The organism is Luteimonas sp. MC1895 (assembly GCF_016457215.1).
In the GTDB taxonomy this organism is placed as follows: domain Bacteria; phylum Pseudomonadota; class Gammaproteobacteria; order Xanthomonadales; family Xanthomonadaceae; genus Luteimonas.
Map to the genome: position 1 here is coordinate 270500 of NZ_JAEMDY010000004.1, position 16063 is coordinate 286562.

The 16063-nt window shown below is 70.6% G+C and carries 15 protein-coding genes and 1 pseudogene; 4 read left to right on the forward strand and 12 right to left on the reverse strand.

Annotated elements, in window-relative coordinates:
* Positions 1–56: 56 nt before the first annotated feature.
* From truD to JG616_RS11815, 8 genes are all read right to left on the reverse strand, one after another.
* Positions 57–1130 (reverse strand): tRNA pseudouridine(13) synthase TruD, encoded by a 1074-nt coding sequence (gene truD, locus JG616_RS11780; protein ID WP_199392680.1) that lies wholly within the window; start codon positions 1128–1130, stop codon positions 57–59.
* 66 nt (positions 1131–1196) lie between these two features.
* The gene (gene ispF / locus JG616_RS11785; protein ID WP_199392681.1) at positions 1197–1676 is read right to left on the reverse strand and encodes a 2-C-methyl-D-erythritol 2,4-cyclodiphosphate synthase; all 480 of its coding nucleotides are present in this window, start codon (positions 1674–1676) and stop codon (positions 1197–1199) included.
* Complete coding sequence (ispD, locus tag JG616_RS11790; protein WP_199360960.1) at positions 1673–2362, reverse strand: 2-C-methyl-D-erythritol 4-phosphate cytidylyltransferase; 690 nt, start codon at positions 2360–2362, stop codon at positions 1673–1675. Before ispD ends, ispF begins: the two co-directional genes overlap by 4 nt.
* The gene (ftsB, locus tag JG616_RS11795) at positions 2359–2700 is read right to left on the reverse strand and encodes a cell division protein FtsB (protein ID WP_199392682.1); all 342 of its coding nucleotides are present in this window, start codon (positions 2698–2700) and stop codon (positions 2359–2361) included. The genes ispD and ftsB overlap by 4 nt, the downstream gene beginning before the upstream one ends.
* Before the next feature lie 11 nt (positions 2701–2711).
* Positions 2712–3998: a phosphopyruvate hydratase gene (gene eno / locus JG616_RS11800; RefSeq protein ID WP_199360954.1), complete on the reverse strand. Its 1287-nt coding sequence runs from the start codon at positions 3996–3998 to the stop codon at positions 2712–2714.
* Between the two features lie 250 nt (positions 3999–4248).
* Positions 4249–5082 carry a 3-deoxy-8-phosphooctulonate synthase gene (kdsA, locus tag JG616_RS11805; RefSeq protein WP_199392683.1) on the reverse strand — a complete coding sequence of 278 codons (834 nt, stop codon included), beginning with the start codon at positions 5080–5082 and terminating at the stop codon, positions 4249–4251.
* 173 nt (positions 5083–5255) lie between these two features.
* Positions 5256–6920 carry a CTP synthase gene (locus JG616_RS11810; RefSeq protein WP_199392684.1) on the reverse strand — a complete coding sequence of 555 codons (1665 nt, stop codon included), beginning with the start codon at positions 6918–6920 and terminating at the stop codon, positions 5256–5258.
* A gap of 75 nt (positions 6921–6995) precedes the next feature.
* Positions 6996–7499, reverse strand: a complete 504-nt coding sequence (locus JG616_RS11815; RefSeq protein ID WP_199392685.1) for a globin — start codon at positions 7497–7499, stop codon at positions 6996–6998.
* Between the two features lie 142 nt (positions 7500–7641).
* Between JG616_RS11815 and parE the strand changes: the two genes are divergently transcribed.
* A complete protein-coding gene (gene parE / locus JG616_RS11820) occupies positions 7642–9531 on the forward strand; it encodes a DNA topoisomerase IV subunit B (protein WP_199392686.1) in 1890 nt (629 codons plus the stop codon).
* Positions 9532–9654: 123 nt separating this feature from the next.
* On the opposite strand, the gene hutG is transcribed toward parE, so the two are convergent.
* Genes hutG through JG616_RS11840 form a run of 4 tightly spaced genes read right to left on the reverse strand, consistent with a single transcriptional unit; the run spans position 9655 to position 13622 of the window.
* Positions 9655–10437 carry an N-formylglutamate deformylase gene (gene hutG / locus JG616_RS11825; RefSeq protein WP_199392687.1) on the reverse strand — a complete coding sequence of 261 codons (783 nt, stop codon included), beginning with the start codon at positions 10435–10437 and terminating at the stop codon, positions 9655–9657.
* 17 nt (positions 10438–10454) lie between these two features.
* On the reverse strand, positions 10455–11822 hold the full coding sequence (gene gorA / locus JG616_RS11830; protein WP_343225018.1) for a glutathione-disulfide reductase: 1368 nt from the start codon (positions 11820–11822) through the stop codon (positions 10455–10457).
* A complete protein-coding gene (locus JG616_RS11835; RefSeq protein WP_235973109.1) occupies positions 11819–13069 on the reverse strand; it encodes an FAD-dependent oxidoreductase in 1251 nt (416 codons plus the stop codon). The genes gorA and JG616_RS11835 overlap by 4 nt, the downstream gene beginning before the upstream one ends.
* Before the next feature lie 28 nt (positions 13070–13097).
* Positions 13098–13622 (reverse strand): peptidylprolyl isomerase, encoded by a 525-nt coding sequence (locus tag JG616_RS11840; RefSeq protein ID WP_199360939.1) that lies wholly within the window; start codon positions 13620–13622, stop codon positions 13098–13100.
* 70 nt (positions 13623–13692) lie between these two features.
* On the opposite strand from JG616_RS11840, the gene JG616_RS11845 reads away from it, so the two are divergent.
* The 3 genes and pseudogenes from JG616_RS11845 to JG616_RS11855 all read left to right on the forward strand — a co-directional run.
* On the forward strand, positions 13693–14244 hold the full coding sequence (locus JG616_RS11845) for a C40 family peptidase (RefSeq protein ID WP_199392689.1): 552 nt from the start codon (positions 13693–13695) through the stop codon (positions 14242–14244).
* Positions 14245–14623: 379 nt separating this feature from the next.
* A pseudogene (locus JG616_RS11850) lies at positions 14624–15010 on the forward strand (C40 family peptidase); the annotation flags it as partial.
* 158 nt (positions 15011–15168) lie between these two features.
* Positions 15169–16063: bile acid:sodium symporter family protein (locus JG616_RS11855; RefSeq protein ID WP_199392690.1), on the forward strand; the 895-nt coding region annotated here is incomplete at its 3' end.

Genomic DNA, 16063 nt, shown 5'->3' on the forward strand with positions numbered 1-16063 from the left:
GTTTCCGGGCGCATTCCACATATACGCCGCAGCGCGCGGCCGGCCAGTGCCCTGGCTCAGTTTCCGACGGGCGGCAGGCGCGGCGCGCCCGGCTCGTGCACCGGGCCAAGTTCGGCCAACACCGAGGTCGCGTAGGTGCCCGCCGGCAGCGAAAAGCGCAGCTCCAAAGCGTCGGCCTCGCGCCACTGCCATTCCAGGCTGGCGGGGCGCAAGCGGGTGGCGCGGCGCTCCTGCGCCAGGCCCGCCGCTTCCAGGCCGGCCCTCAGCGCGAGGCTGGCGGCATCGGCAATCGCGTCGCGCTCCAGCGCCTGCGCGGCGCCCGCGCTGCGAAGCTCGCCGCGGCCCCACAGCGGCGCGCTGGGATGGATGTCGAACGCCGCCAGGCGCGCGGCGAGCGCGTCGCTCCAGGGCTCGGGCCCGAACACGCTGCGGCTGCCGTCGAGCATCCAGGCCTCGCCGTCCAGGCCCTGGTCCCAGCTGCCGCCGGCGACGCGGGCCGCCAGCACCCGGTTGAACAGCTCCGAGCGCGCCGCCGACAGCAGCAGCGCGCGCTCGTCGCGGCGCACGCGCAGGCCGGCGAACATGCGCCCGGCCTTGTCGACGTTGCCGCCGCCGTGGCCGAAGCGCTGTTCGCCGAAGTAGTTGGGCACGCCCCGCGCGGCGATCGCCTGCAGCCGCTCGTCGATCGCCGCGTGCCCGCCGGCGACCTCGCGCAGCACGAGCACGAAGCGGTTCCCGTCCAGCGCGCCGCGCGGGAGCTTGCGCGAATGTCGGGCCTGGCCAAGCACCCGCAGCCGCTGCCCCGTGGCCTCGTCGTCGCGTTCCAGCGCGGCGATGTCGGGCGCGGCGCGTCCCGGAAGCTGCACGCTGAAGCGCTGGCGGGTGACCGCGTGCCGGTCCTTGAGGCCGGCATAGCCGATCGCGCGCTCATCGACGTCGGCCCACTCCGCCAGCAGCCGCGCGACGAAGGCGGTGTTCATGCCGCGCTTCTCGATGGTCAGCAGCAGGTGCTCACCGGCGCCGCTGGCCTCGAAGCCGTCGAGTTCGGTGACATCGAAATCCTCGGGCGTGACGCGGATGCGCGCGGCCAGCACGGCAGCGCCATGGGCGCGCGGCAGATCCGTGCTCATGCGGCCATGCTCATGCGGCCGTGCTCACGCGCGTGCGCGCAGGCAAGCGCTCATCGCCGGCATCGCTCAGGCCTCGACCAGCAGGCAGACCGCCTGCGCGGCGATGCCCTCCTCGCGGCCGATGAAGCCCAGGCGCTCGCTGGTGGTGGCCTTGACGCTCACCGCGTCGAGCGCAATGCCGAGGTCGGCCGCGATCGCCTCGCGCATGGCCTGCGCGTGCGGGCCGACCCTGGGTCGCTCGCAGATCACCGTGGCGTCGATGTTGCCGGCCTTCCAGCCGCGCCCGGCGGCGAGCGCCACGCAGTGGCGCAGGAGCGCGCGGCTGTCGGCGCCCTTCCAGCGCGCGTCGGACGGCGGGAAGTGCAGGCCGATGTCGCCCAGCGCCAGCGCACCGAGGATCGCATCGCACAGTGCATGCAGGATCACGTCGCCGTCGCTGTGCGCGACGAGCCCACGGTCATGCGGCACGCGCACCCCGCCGAGCATCACATGGTCGCCCTCACCGAAAGCATGCACGTCGTAGCCGTGGCCGATGCGGATGGTCACGGGCCCCTCCTTTCCAGCAGGAATTCGAAATAGGCCAGGTCGGCCGGCGTGGTCACCTTGATGTTGTCCTCGGCGCCCTCGACCAGCAGCGGCCGCAGGCCCTGGCGCTCCATGGCCATGGCCTCGTCGGTGACCTCGATGCCGTCGGCGGCCGCGGCGTCCAGCGCCCGGCGCAGCTGCAGGCGGCGGAACAACTGCGGCGTCTGCGCGCGCCACAGGCGCTCGCGCGGCTCGGTGGCGTCGATGCCGCCGTCGTCGCCGGCGCGCTTGAGCGTGTCGCGCACGGGCGTGGCCAGGATCGCGCCCACCGGATCCTCGCGGCCGCGCTCGAGCAACGCGGCAAGGTCGGCCAGCTGCAGGTTCGGGCGCGCCGCGTCGTGCACCAGCACGAAAGCGTCCTCGCGCACGTCGCCGGGCAGCGCGGCCAGGCCTGCCAGCACCGATTCGGCGCGGCTCCCGCCGCCGGTGCAGGCGATCACCGGGCGGCCGCTGCCGTCGCTCCAGCCCTGCCAGTGCGCGTCGCCGTCGGCCAACGCCACCACCACGCCCTGCACCGACGGATGCGCGAACAGCGCGCGCAGGCTGTGCACGAGCAGCGGCTCACCGCCGGCCTGCAGGTACTGCTTGGGCACCTCGCCCCCGAAGCGCGTGCCGCGCCCGGCGGCCGGGACCACGGCCCAGGTCATCGCGTCTCTCCTTCGTCCGCGTCCGACGGGGAGGCGTCCGCAGCGGGCGCGGGCGGCGTGCGCTCGACCACCCGGTAAAACGTTTCCCCGGGCCGGATCATGCCCAGCTCGGCGCGTGCGCGCTCCTCGATCGCCGCCTCGCCTGACTTCAGGTCGGCAACCTCGGCCGCCAGCGCCGCATTGCGGTCGCGCAGGCCATCGTTCTGCCGCGCCTGCTGTTCGACCTGGTCCTGCAGCCCGGCGACCTCCTGCGTGCCGCCGCTGCCGAACCACAGCCGGTACTGCAGCCACGCCAGCAGCGCGACCAGCACGACCAGCACGATCCGCAGCGTGCGCATGGCGGGTGGCGTCAGCGCTTCAGCGAGACGAAGGCGTCGCGACCGGCGAAGCGCGCCTGGGCACCCAGCGACTCCTCGATGCGCAGCAGCTGGTTGTACTTGGCGACCCGGTCGCTGCGGCACAGCGAGCCGGTCTTGATCTGGGTGGCCGTGGTCGCCACCGCGATGTCGGCGATGGTGGTGTCCTCGGTCTCGCCGGAGCGGTGCGACACCACCGCGGCGTAGCCGGCCTGGTCGGCCATGGCGATGGCCTCCAGGGTCTCGGTCAGCGTGCCGATCTGGTTGACCTTGATCAGGATCGCGTTGGCGGTACCGGTGTCGATGCCCTGGCGGAAAATCGACGGGTTGGTCACGAACAGGTCGTCGCCGACCAGCTGCACGCGATCGCCCAGGCGCTGGGTCAACAGCTTCCAGCCGTCCCAGTCGGCCTCGGCCATGCCGTCCTCGATGGTGACGATCGGGTACTGGTCGCTCCAGGAGGCCAGGAAGTCGGTGAACTGCTCGGCCGACAGGCGCTTGCCCTCGCCGACCAGGTGGTACTTGCCGTTGTCGTAGAACTCGCTGGAGGCCACGTCGAGGCCCAGCAGCACGTCGTCGCCGGCACGGTAGCCGGCCTTGCCGATGGCTTCCAGGATGGTGTCGAGTGCTTCGACGTTGCTGCGCAGGTCGGGCGCGAAACCGCCCTCGTCGCCGACCGCGGTCGACAGACCGTGGCCCTTCAGCACCGACTTCAGCGCGTGGAAGATCTCGGTGCCCGCGCGCAGGCTTTCGGAGAACGAGTCGAAGCCCACCGGCAGCACCATGAACTCCTGCAAGTCGACGTTGTTGTCGGCGTGCGCACCGCCATTGATGATGTTCATCATCGGCACCGGCAGCACCGGCGCGCGATCGCCGGCCAGCAGCTGCCACAGCGGGATGCGGCGCGAGGCCGCCACCGCGTGCGCCGCCGCCATCGACACGCCCAGCAGCGCATTGGCACCCAGCCGGCCCTTGTTGTCGGTGCCGTCGAGGTCGATCAGGCGCTTGTCGAGGCCCGCCTGGTCGGCGGCATCGAAGCCCTTGAGCGCCTCGGCGATCGTGCCGTTGACGTTGCCCACCGCCTGCGTCACGCCCTTGCCGAGGTAGCGGGTCCGGTCGCCGTCGCGCAGCTCCACGGCCTCGCGGGTTCCGGTCGATGCGCCCGAGGGCACCATGGCGCGACCGAACGCGCCATCGACGAGGGTCACCTCGGCTTCCAGCGTGGGATTGCCACGGCTGTCGAGGATTTCACGGGCATGGATCTTGGCGATATTGGTCATGGTCTCGCTTTGTCGCTTTATGTGGGATTACGGGAGAGCATTTTTTGCCACGGATTGACGCGGATAAGGGCGGATTCACACGGATAAAGCAAAAGCAGGATCATTTCTGATGTAGGAGCAGCTATAGCTGCGATCCCGACATCGCGACCGAAGTGCGGTCGCAGCTACAGCTGCTCCTACACTGGAAGGTCTTCGCTCTATCCGTGTGAATCCGCCCTTGTCCGCGTCAATCCGTGGCAAATCCTTCTTCTTAAATCTGGCTTTCCAGGAAACCGGCACGCTTGGTGACGGCATCCAGGTCGAGCATGGTTTCAAGCAGCGCGCGCATCCTGTCCAGCGGCCAGGCGTTCGGGCCGTCGCTCAGCGCCTTGGCGGGGTCCGGGTGGGTTTCCATGAAGACGCCGGAGACGCCGACGGCAATGGCGGCACGTGCCAGCACCGGAACGAACTCGCGCTGGCCGCCGCTGGAGGTGCCCTGCCCGCCCGGCAGCTGCACCGAATGGGTGGCATCGAACACGACCGGGCAGCCGGTGTCGCGCATCACCGCGAGGCTGCGCATGTCGCTGACCAGGTTGTTGTAGCCGAAGCTGGCGCCGCGCTCGCAGACCATGATGTCCGGGTTGCCGGTGGCCTTTGCCTTCTCGACCACGGGCTTCATGTCCCACGGCGACAGGAACTGGCCTTTCTTGATGTTCACCGGCTTGCCGGCGGCGCAGACCTTGCGGATGAAGTCGGTCTGGCGCACCAGGAAGGCCGGGGTCTGCAGCACGTCGACGACGCTCGCGACCTCGTCCATCGGCGTGTACTCGTGCACGTCCGTCAGCACCGGCACGCCGATCTGCCGCTTCACCTCGCCGAGCACCCTCAGGCCTTCCTCCATGCCCGGCCCGCGGAACGCGGTGCCCGAGGTGCGGTTGGCCTTGTCGAAGCTCGACTTGAAGATGAAGTTGATCCCCAGCGCCGCGGTGATCTCCTTCAGCCGCCCGGCCACGTCCAGCTGCAGCTGCTCGCTTTCGACCACGCAGGGGCCGGCGATGAGAAAGAACGGCTGGTCGAGGCCAACGTCGAATCCACAGAGTTTCATTCAGAAGCCTTTTTTTGCCACGGATTGACGCGGATAGGAGCGGATTTTCACGGATGGGACAAAAGCGGATGCCCTGGAAAAGGCGGGGACGTCCACGTCAAGCACGGACCACTCCGGCTCTGCTTGATCCGTGCAGATCCGTGAACATCCGCGTAAATCCGTGGCAAATCCTTTCACGCACTCGCTTCCTTCAGCAGCTTCCCGCCCGCCCTGCGCTCGCGCGCCGCGCGGACGAAGCCGATGAAGAGCGGGTGGCCGCTGCGCGGGGTGGAGAGGAATTCGGGGTGGGCCTGGCAGGCGATGAACCAGGGGTGGTCGGCCAGCTCGATCATTTCGACCAGCAGGTCGTCCATGGACTTGGCGCTGACCACCAGGCCGGCGTCCTCGAGCTGGGTGCGGTAGCGGTTGTTGAATTCGTAGCGGTGGCGGTGGCGCTCGGCGACCACGTCCTTGCCGTACAGCGCGCGCGCCCGGGTGCCCAGCTTCAGGCGCTGTTCCTGCAGGCCGAGGCGCATGGTGCCGCCGAGGTCGCTGTCCTCGCCGCGGCGCTCGACCTCGCCGGTCTTGGTGCGCCACTCGGTGATCAGGCCGATGACCGGGTGCGGGGTCTGGCGGTCGTTCTCGCTGCTGTTGGCGCCGTCCAGCCCGGCCACGTGGCGCGCGAAGTCGACCACCGCCGCCTGCATGCCGTAGCAGATGCCGAAGTACGGCAGGCCGGTCTCGCGCGCGTGCTTCGAGGTCAGCACCTTGCCCTCGAAGCCGCGGTCGCCGAAGCCGCCCGGCACCAGCACGCCGTCGACGCCTTCCAGCGTGGCCGCGGCGCCGTGGCGCTCGATGTCCTGCGACTCCACCCACTTCAGGTTGACCCGCGTGCGCTGGCGGATGCCGCCGTGGCGCAGGGCCTCGGCCACCGACTTGTAGGCGTCCTTGTGGTCGACGTATTTGCCGACCACGGCGATCGTGACCTCGTCGATCGGATGCTGGGTGGCGTCCACCACCGCCTCCCACTCCGACAGGTCGGCCACCGGTGCGGCCTTGTCGGCCAGGCGCAGGCGCTCGACGACGAAGGCGTCCAGCCCCTGGTTCTGCTGCCACATCGGGATCTTGTAGATGTTGTCCAGGTCCACCACCGAGATGACCGCCTTCTCGGAGACGTTGGTGAACAGGGCGATCTTGCGGCGCTCGCTGTCGGGCAGCGGCTGCTCGCTGCGGCACAGCAGCACGTCGGGCTGGATGCCGATCGAGCGCAGCTCCTTCACCGAGTGCTGGGTGGGCTTGGTCTTGAGCTCGCCGGCGGCGGCGATGTACGGCACCAGGGTCAGGTGCAGGAACAGGGCCTTGTCCGGGCCACGCTCGGTGCGGATCTGGCGGATCGCCTCCAGGAACGGCAGCGACTCGATGTCGCCCACCGTGCCGCCGATCTCGACCAGGGCCACGTCGAAGCCGTGGGTGGCCACGTCGATGCAGCGCTTGATCTCGTCGGTGATGTGCGGGATCACCTGCACGGTGGCGCCCAGGTAGTCGCCGCGGCGCTCCTTGCGGATCACGTGCTCGTAGATCTTGCCGGTGGTGATCGAGTTCTTGCCCGACAGGCGCACGTTGACGTAGCGCTCGTAGTGGCCGAGGTCGAGGTCGGTCTCGGCGCCGTCGTCGGTGACGTAGACCTCGCCGTGCTGGAACGGGCTCATCGTGCCCGGGTCGACGTTGATGTAGGGGTCGAGCTTCATCATCGTCACGCGCAGGCCGCGGGCTTCGAGGATGGCCGCCAGCGATGCCGCCGAGATGCCCTTGCCAAGCGAGGACACCACGCCGCCGGTGACGAAGATCAGGGGAGTCATGGTCAGGCTGCCGCAGGAAAGCCATAGTCTAGCGGCTGGCGATGGCAGGGGCGACCTTGACAGGCGATGGCCGGCTCAGCCCTGCTGCGGCCGCAGGCCCTGCATCACGCGCGAAAACAGGCTGCGCGCGCCGTCCTGCGCGGGCCCGGGACGCACCGCGGCGGCCCCGTCGCGGGCCTTGAACGTGTCGACCACCACGCCCATGGCCTCGCTCCAGCGCGCCATCAGCGCCTCGTCGGCCTCGGGATCCGCCTCGCGCACCACCGTGAGCAGGCTCTCGACCCAGTCGCGGTACAGCGCATGCGGCACCGGGCAGCGGCCGTCCCGCGCGTGCACCGCGCCCATCTCGTCGATCCCGCGCTCGACCACCCGGCTGCCGCCCGCGTGGAAGATCGCCATGGTGATGCCGCGGCGGAGCGCCATGCGCTGCCGGCTGAAATCGGTGTGCGCGAACATCGCCGGAACGTCGGGGTTGCTGGCCAGGAAGACCTCGTAGAAGCGGCCGATGAACGCCTTGTCGCGCAGGCAGCGGCCATAGCTCTGGTGGAGGTCGGCATAGGGATCGGTGGTCGCGTTCAAGGCAGGCTCCTGGAGGGGGCCGGGCATGGTCGCCGGGGCGGGCCGCAGGCCGTTTGACCGCGGTCAAGGTGCGCCTTGACCCGCTACCCCCACCCCGCCATTCTGGGCGGCTCACCCCGCCAGACACCCCCAGACCCCGCTGATGAGCGCACGCTACGACGCCGCCGATATCGAAGTCCTGTCCGGCCTGGACCCCGTCAAGCGCCGGCCGGGCATGTACACCGACACCGCGCGGCCGAACCACCTGGCGCAGGAAGTCATCGACAACGCCGTCGACGAGGCCCTGGCCGGGCACGCCCGCGCGATCTCGGTGACCCTGTACCGGGACGGCAGCTGCGAGGTCTCCGATGACGGCCGCGGCATGCCGGTCGACATCCATCCCGAGGAAAAGGTCCCGGGCATCGAGCTGATCATGACCCGGCTGCACGCCGGCGGAAAATTCAGCAACCGCAACTACGCCTTCTCGGGCGGCCTGCACGGCGTGGGCGTCAGCGTGGTCAACGCGCTGTCCACCCTGGTCGAAGTGCATATCAAGCGCGACGGCAACGAGTACCGGATGGCCTTCCAGGACGGCAACGTGTCCAGCGGCCTCGACGTCGTCGGCACCGTGGGCAAGCGCAACACCGGCACGCGGCTGCGCTTCTGGCCCGACCCGAAGTACTTCGACACGCCGAAGTTCAACCTGCGCGCGCTGCGCCACCTGCTGCGCGCCAAGGCCGTGCTGGCACCCGGCCTCACCGTCACCCTGTTCGACGAGGCCAGCGGCGAGCGCGACGAGTGGCACTACGCCGACGGCCTGCGCGACTACCTGGCGGGCGAACTCGTGGGCCGCGAGCCGGTGCCGCCGGAGCTGTTCCTGGGCAGCCTGAAGAAGGACACCGAGATGGTGGACTGGGCGGCCGCGTGGATCCCGGAGGGCGAGCTGGTGCAGGAGAGCTACGTCAACCTGATCCCGACCGCCCAGCACGGCACCCACGTCAACGGCCTGCGCTCCGGCTTCACCGACGCGCTGCGCAAGTTCTGCGAGTTCCGCAGCCTGCTGCCGCGCGGCGTGAAGCTGGCGCCGGAAGACGTCTGGGACCGGGTCAGCTTCGTGCTCAGCCTGAAGATGAGCGACCCGCAGTTCAGCGGCCAGACCAAGGAACGCTTGAGCTCGCGCCAGGCTGCCGGGTTCATCGAGGGCGCGGCCGAGGACGCCTTCACCCTGTGGCTCAACAGCCATGTCGATCTGGGCGAAAAGATCGCCCAGCTCGCCATCGACCGCGCCAGCGCGCGGCTGAAGACCGAGAAGCAGATCGTCCGCAAGAAGGTGACCCAGGGCCCGGCGCTGCCCGGCAAGTTGGCGGACTGCATCAGCCAGGACCTGTCGCGCACCGAGCTGTTCCTGGTCGAGGGCGACTCGGCCGGCGGCAGCGCCAAGCAGGCCCGCGACAAGGACTTCCAGGCCATCCTGCCGCTGCGCGGCAAGATCCTGAACACCTGGGAGGTCGCGTCGACCAGCGTGCTGGCCAGCGAGGAAGTGCACAACCTTGCCATCGCCATCGGCTGCGACCCGGGCAAGGACGACATCTCGGGCCTGCGCTACGGCAAGGTGGTGATCCTGGCCGACGCCGATTCCGACGGCCTGCACATCGCGACCCTCCTGGCGGCGCTGTTCCTGCGCCACTTCCCGGCGCTGGTGCGCGCCGGGCACGTGTTCGTGGCGATGCCGCCGCTGTACCGCGTCGACGTGGGCAAGCAGGTGTTCTACGCGCTCGACGAGGAGGAGAAGCGCCTGCTGCTGGAGAAGATCGCGCGCGACAAGCTGAAGGGCCAGGTCAACGTCACCCGCTTCAAGGGCCTGGGCGAGATGAACCCACCGCAGCTGCGCGAGTCGACCATCCATCCCGACACCCGCCGCCTGGTACAGCTGACCGTCGACGAGCCCGAAGAGACCCGGCTGCTGATGGACATGCTGCTGGCGAAGAAGCGCGCCTCCGACCGCAAGTCCTGGCTGGAGGAAAAGGGCGACCTGGCCACGCTGGAGGTCTGATCGCGCCGGCGTCCACTCCCCGCCACGCCATCCCCTTGCAGGAGCGGCTACAGCCGCGATCGCCGTGCGACGCCGTCGCGATCGGTCCGCGCCGCTGTCTCGTGATCGCGGCTGTAGCCGCTCCTACAGGTCGCCCAGCGCGGCCTCCAGCAGCGCGCGCAGCACGTCCTGCAGCGACGCCGCCCTGGCCACGTCCCAGGCGAAGCTCGCCTCGTCCATATAGCAGCGCTGGGCGATCTCCAGCTGCACCGCTTCCACGCCCAGTTCCGGGCGGCCGTAGTGGCGGGTGATGTAGCCGCCTTTGAAACGGCCGTTGGCGACCCAGTCATAGCCGTCCTGCTTCGCCAGGGCCACCGCCAGGCGTCCGGCCAGCTCGGGCGAGCAACTGACGCCGCCCGCGGTGCCGAGGTTGAGGTCGGGCAGCCGGCCGGGGAACAGCCAAGGCAGTTCGCCGCGGATCGAATGCGCCTCCCACAGCACCACGCCGCCGTGCGCGTCGCGCAGGCGCGCGAGTTCGCCGGCCAGGGCCGCGTGGTAGGGACGCCAGTACGCCTCGACGCGTGCGCCCACTTCGTCCGGTGACGGCTCCTGTCCGTCGGCATACACGGCGCTGCCGTCGAACTGCCGCACCGGGCACAGGCCGGTGGTGTTCTGCCCCGGGTACAGCGAGGTGTCGTCCTCGCTGCGGTTGAGGTCGACCACGTAGCGCGAATGCGTCGGCACCAGCACCGAAGCACCCATGGCGCGCGCGAAGTCGTACAGCCGCGACACATGCCAGTCGGTATCGGGAACGCGACGCGCGCTGGCGGTCAGGCGCGCGGCGATCGCGTCCGGCACGTGGGTGCCGTCGTGCGGCAGGCTGACCAGCAGGGGCCGGGAGCCGTGGTGGAGGGTGAACAGGTCCATTCCCCGATCCTAACCGCTCAGCGCAGCAGCACGATCTCTTCGGCGCTGGTTGGATGGATGGCGACGGTGGCGTGGAAGTCGGCAAGCGTGGCGCCCATCTTCACCGCCACCGCGAAGCCCTGCAGGATCTCGTCGGCGGCCTCGCCCACCAGGTGCAGGCCGACCACGCGCTGCTCCTCGCCGACGCACACCGCCTTGAACATGCTGTGCTGCTGCACGTCGGCGAGCGCGTGCAGCATCGGGCGGAAGGTGGTGCGGTGGCAGCTGACCGCGTCGGCGCCGAAGCGCTCGCGCGCCTCGGCTTCGGTCAGGCCGACCTTGCCCAGCGGCGGATGCGAGAACACCACGGTCGGCACCTGGCGGTGGTCGACGCAGGCCCCGGCATCGCCGCCGAACACCCGGTCCATCAGGCGCCGGCCTTCGGCGATCGCCACCGGCGTCAGCGCCAGGCGGCCGGTCACGTCGCCGACGGCATGGATCCGCTCGGCACTGGTCGACTGGAAGGCATCGACCTCGATGTGGCCGTCAGCCGCGGTGCGCACGCCGGCGGCGTCCAGGCCCAGCCCGTCGCTGTTGGGCCGGCGGCCGGTGGCGAAGATCACGCTGTCGAAGGGCGTGCCGGCATCGCCGTCGCGCTCGCGCAGGCGCACGCCGCCGCCCTCGCCCGCCTCCAGCGCCGCCAGCGGATAGCCGAAGTGCAGCACGATGCCCGACTGGCGCATATTGCCCTGCAGGCGCTCGACCACGTCCGGATCGAAGCCCTTGAGCAGTGCGTCGCCGCGCACGAACAGTTCCACCTGGCTGCCCAGGCCCTGCAGCACGCCCGCGAGTTCGACGCCGATATAGCCGCCGCCGATGATCGCCACCCGCGCCGGCGCGGCGGCCAGCGCGAAGAAGCCGTCGGAATCGAGGCCCAGCCCGGCGCCGGGGATGTCGGGACGCACCGGACGCCCGCCGGTGGCGAGCAGGATGTGCTCCGCCTGGACCTCGGTGCCGTCGTCGCAGTCGACCCGGCCGTTGCCGGCCAGCCGTCCGCGCGCGGGCAGCAGCACGATGCCGGCCTCGTCCAGGCGGCGGCGGTAGCTGCCATGGATGTTGGCGATGTAGCCCTGCCGGCTGGCCACCAGCTGCGCCCAGTCGGGGTAGCCCGGCTCGACCGGGAAGCCCAGGGCCTTCGCATGGCCGATGCGCGCGCCGAGCTCGGCCGCCAGCCACATCGCCTTCTTCGGCACGCAGCCGACGTTGACGCAGGTACCGCCGAGTTCGCCCGGCTCCAGCAGTGCGACCCGCGCGCCGTGCTGCGCGGCGCGGAAGGCGGCGGCCAGACCGCCGGACCCGCCACCCACCACGGCGAGGTCGACGTGGAGGCGACGGGCGGTGCTCACCGGAAGCGCTCCGGCGAATACGCGGCGGGATCGATCCGCGGCGCGGTTCCGGTGATCAGGTCGGCCAGCAGCTGGCCGGTGGCGGGACTCATGCTGACGCCCATCATGCCGTGGCCGGTCGCCACCCAGGTGCGGCGGCGTCCGGGCACGCGGCCGATGATCGGCACGTCGTCCACGCTCAGCGGACGCCAGCCGTACCACTCCTCGCGCTTCACCGGCCCGACGGGCTCGTGCAGGAACTCGCCCGCGCCACGCTCCAGCGCCTGCAGCCTGCGCGGATTGAGGTCGGTGCTGTAGCCCGACATCTCCATCGTGCTGCCGAGCCGGTAGCCGCTGTCCCACACGGTCACGCAGACGCTGGGCTCGTGCAGGATCACCGGCCGCTTCGGCACCAGGGCCGGACGGTCGTAGGTGATCGAGTAGCCCTTGCCGGGCTGCACCGGCACCGCGCGCAGGCCGGCCGAACGCATCAGCGTGGTCGACCAGGCGCCGGTGGCCAGCACCACTTCGCGCGCGCGCACGGTGCCGCGGCTGCCGTGGACCACCACGCCGTCGGCGTCCTCGTCGATGGCGGTGACGTCCCAGCCTTCGTCGATCACGCCGCCCAGCGCGCGCAGCGCGTCGGCCATGCCGCTGACGTAACGGTCGGGGCGCAGGTGGGCGTCGCCGGGGAAGTGCAGCACGCCCTTGAGGCCGGGCTTGAACGCCGGGTCCTGGCGCTCGTATTCGGCGCCGTCGATGAGCCGGCCATGGACACCCAGTTCGGCGAGGTGCGGGAGGTCGCGCGCGGCGATCTCGAGCTCGCGGCCGTCCCGGAACACGTAGTCGGTGCCTTCCTGGCTGAACTCCGAGCCGGGCGCGTGGCGTGCGACCCAGTCGGGAAACACCTGGATCGAATCGTTGAGCAGGCCGGCCTTGGCGGTCATCGCCGTCTGCCAGTCGCGCGCGTTGCAGCGGCTGGCGAAACCCAGCAGCCACTGCCAGAGGCGCGGATCCAGCCGCGGCGCGACGTAGAACGGCGCGTCGGGCGTCAGCATCCAGCGCAGCGCGCGGCCGATCGTGCCCGGCGCCGCCAGCGGGAAGGCATGGCTGGGCGTCAGCGTGCCGCAGTTGCCGTGCGAGCTGCCGCTGCCGAGCGTCCGGGCTTCCAGCAGGCGCACGCTGCGCCCGGCCTCGACCAGCGACAGCGCGGTGCACAGGCCGATGACGCCGCCGCCCACCACGACCACATCGATACGTTCATCCATCGCGGAGCTTCCGGCACCCGGGGGCGGGTCAGCCGGCCTTGCCCGCGTCGTCGCCCGCGTCGTCGCCGTCGTGGCCGTGGTCATGGCCGCCGTCGCCGTGCACGTGGCCGTGGTCGATCTCGACCTGCTGCGCCTCGCGCACCTCGACGATCTCGATGTCGAAATGCAGGTCCTTGCCGGCCATCGGGTGGTTGAGGTCGACGTCGACCACGCTCATGCCGACCTTCTCGACGGTGACCGCGCGCGGACCGAAGTTGGTCTGCAGCACGACCTGGTCGCCGACCGCGAGCTTCTGGCCGCCGAAGTGCTTCTTCGGCACGCGCTGGGTCATGCCGTCGCGGCGCTCGCCATAGGCGTCGGCCGAAGCCACGTCGGCGGAAAAGCTCTCGCCCGCCTCGCGGCCTTCCATCGCCTTCTCCAGGCCGGGGATGATGTTGCCGTGGCCCATCAGGATCGCCAGCGGCTCGCCGCGGTCCTTCGAGGTCTCCACCGGCTGGCCGTCCTCGGACACGGTGTAGTGGAAGCGGACGACGCGGTCTTTCTCGATCTTCATGGCAGGAATCCGGTGGCGCGGCACGCGGCCGCTTGTAAGGAGGTCGCCGGCTCGGCCAAGATGCCGGCCGATGGGCAAGACCTCGCATTATCCAGACAGCGGCCTTCGCGCGCCAATCGCCGTGTCCGGCCTCGTTGTCCTCCTGCTGGCCGCCGGCTGTGGTCGCGACGACGTCCGCCCCGCCCCGCCGCGCAGCGAGCCGGTCGGCCAGCGCGACTGGCCCCAGGTCACCCCGGTGAACCCGGCCTCCGCCAACTCGGTGCTGATGCGCGCCATCAGCCTGGTCGGCACCCCCTACCGGTATGGCGGCAACACCCCCGAGGGCGGCTTCGACTGCTCAGGGCTGGTGAACTACGTCTACCGCGACATGCTCGACCTGCGGCTGCCACGCACCTCGCGCGACCTGGCCGCCTGGCAGGGCCCGAGGATCGAACCGCAGCAGCTCGCCACCGCCGACCTGGTGTTCTTCGGCAGCGGCGGCAGCGTCACCCACGTCGGCATCTATGTCGGCGAGGGCCGCTTCGTGCACGCCCCCAGCACGGGCGGCACGGTGCGGCTCGACCATCTCGACGGACCTTACTGGCGGCGCAACTACAGCGGCTCGAAACGCGTTCTTCGCTGAATCAGTGACTTGGATCACTCTTTTCTTCACGCTACGCTGATGAAAAGTTAACAAACGGCCCGTCTCTCTACGTCACCATCACGCCTGCTTCGAAAACAGTGAAGAGCGCGTGATCGATTCCCACCAGACAGAACGCCGCCGTGCGCCCCTCCGGGCCCGCTCCCTCGTCATCGCTGCCGTTCTTCTGCTTGCGGGTTCTCCCGCCATCGCGGCGCCCTTCATGGGTGCCGATTCCGCCGACCAGCTGATGGGCGGCTCCGCCAGCCAGACGCTGGTGGGCAGTGCCTTCGCTCCCGAGCGCAACATGCTGAGCGCCGCGGACGTGAACCAGCTGATCGAAGCCAGCCAGTCGCTGGCCGCGGGCGACAAGGAGCCGACCGGCCGCATCCAGGCCCTGCTCCAGCGCGCCATGGGCCTGCTGGGCACGCCCTATCGCTGGGGTGGCACCTCGCCCGACTCCGGCTTCGACTGCTCGGGCCTGGTCAACTACGTCTTCCGCACCACCCTCGGCATCGAGCTGCCGCGCGTCTCGCGCGAAATGGCCAGCAACGGCGAGAAGGTCGAGCGCGCCGCCCTGAGCGCGGGCGACCTGGTGTTCTTCGGCCGCCGCGGCACCCGCGTCGACCACGTCGGCATCTATGTCGGCGACGGCCAGTTCGTGCACGCCCCGCGCACCGGCCGCGACGTGACCGTCTCGAGCCTGGATACCGGCTACTGGGCCAACCGCTTCCTGCAGGCGCGCCGCGTCGAGGGCCTGGGCAGCTGAGACCGTCCCCGGCCTCTGTCCTCCAGCACCGAGTGAAGGCCGCCTCCGGGCGGCCTTCGCGCATCTGCGGCACCGCGCCGCCTCCGCGCTGCGGCGCGGCGTGCACAGGCGCCCGCAGCGGCCCTAAGCTCGGCTGATCCACGCCGGAAAGGATGCCGATGCAGGCCTCGCTGCTGACCAACCTCCTGCTGCCGCTGGCCCTGGGCGTAATCATGCTCGGGCTGGGGATGGGCCTGGCGCTGGACGATTTCCGCCGGGTGGCGCGCTACCCCAGGGCGGTGCTGGTGGGACTGGCGCTGCAGACCCTGCTCCTGCCCTGGGTGGCCTTCGGGCTGGCGCTGGGCTTCGGGCTTGAGCCCGAGCTCGCGGTCGGCCTGATGCTGCTGGCCGCATCGCCGGGCGGGGCGACCGCCAACATCTACAGCCACCTGGCGCGCGGCGACGTGGCGCTCAACATCACCCTGACCGCGATCAACAGCCTGCTCTGCCTGCTGACCCTGCCGGTGATCCTCGACCTCGCGCTGGAACATTTCCTCGGTGCCGGGCGCTACGTGCCTCCGCCGGTGGCCAAGGTCGTCGAAGTCGCGGTGATCATCCTGCTGCCGGTGGCCGCCGGCATGGCGGTGCGGCATTTCGCGCCGGGCTTCGCCGTGGCGTCCGTCCGGCCGCTGCGGCTGCTGTCGGTGCTGGTGCTGGCGCTGCTGGTCGCGGTGGCGGTGGCGCAGTCCTGGCAGGTCCTGCTGTCCTCGGTGGCCGTGGTCGGACTGGCCTGCCTGCTGTTCAACCTGGCCAGCCTGGGTGCCGGCTACGCCACGCCGCTCGCGCTGCGGCTGCCGCGCCCGCAGGCGATCGCCATCTCGATGGAGATCGGCATCCACAACGGCACGCTGGCGATCTTCATCGCGCTCAACGTGCTCGGCAGCGCCGCGATGGCGATCCCCGCGGCGGTGTACAGCCTGCTGATGTTCTTCACCGCCGGGGGGGGGGGGGGGGGGGGGGGGCCCCCCCCCCCCCCCCCCCCCCCCCCCCCCCCCGCGGGGGGGGGGGGGGGGG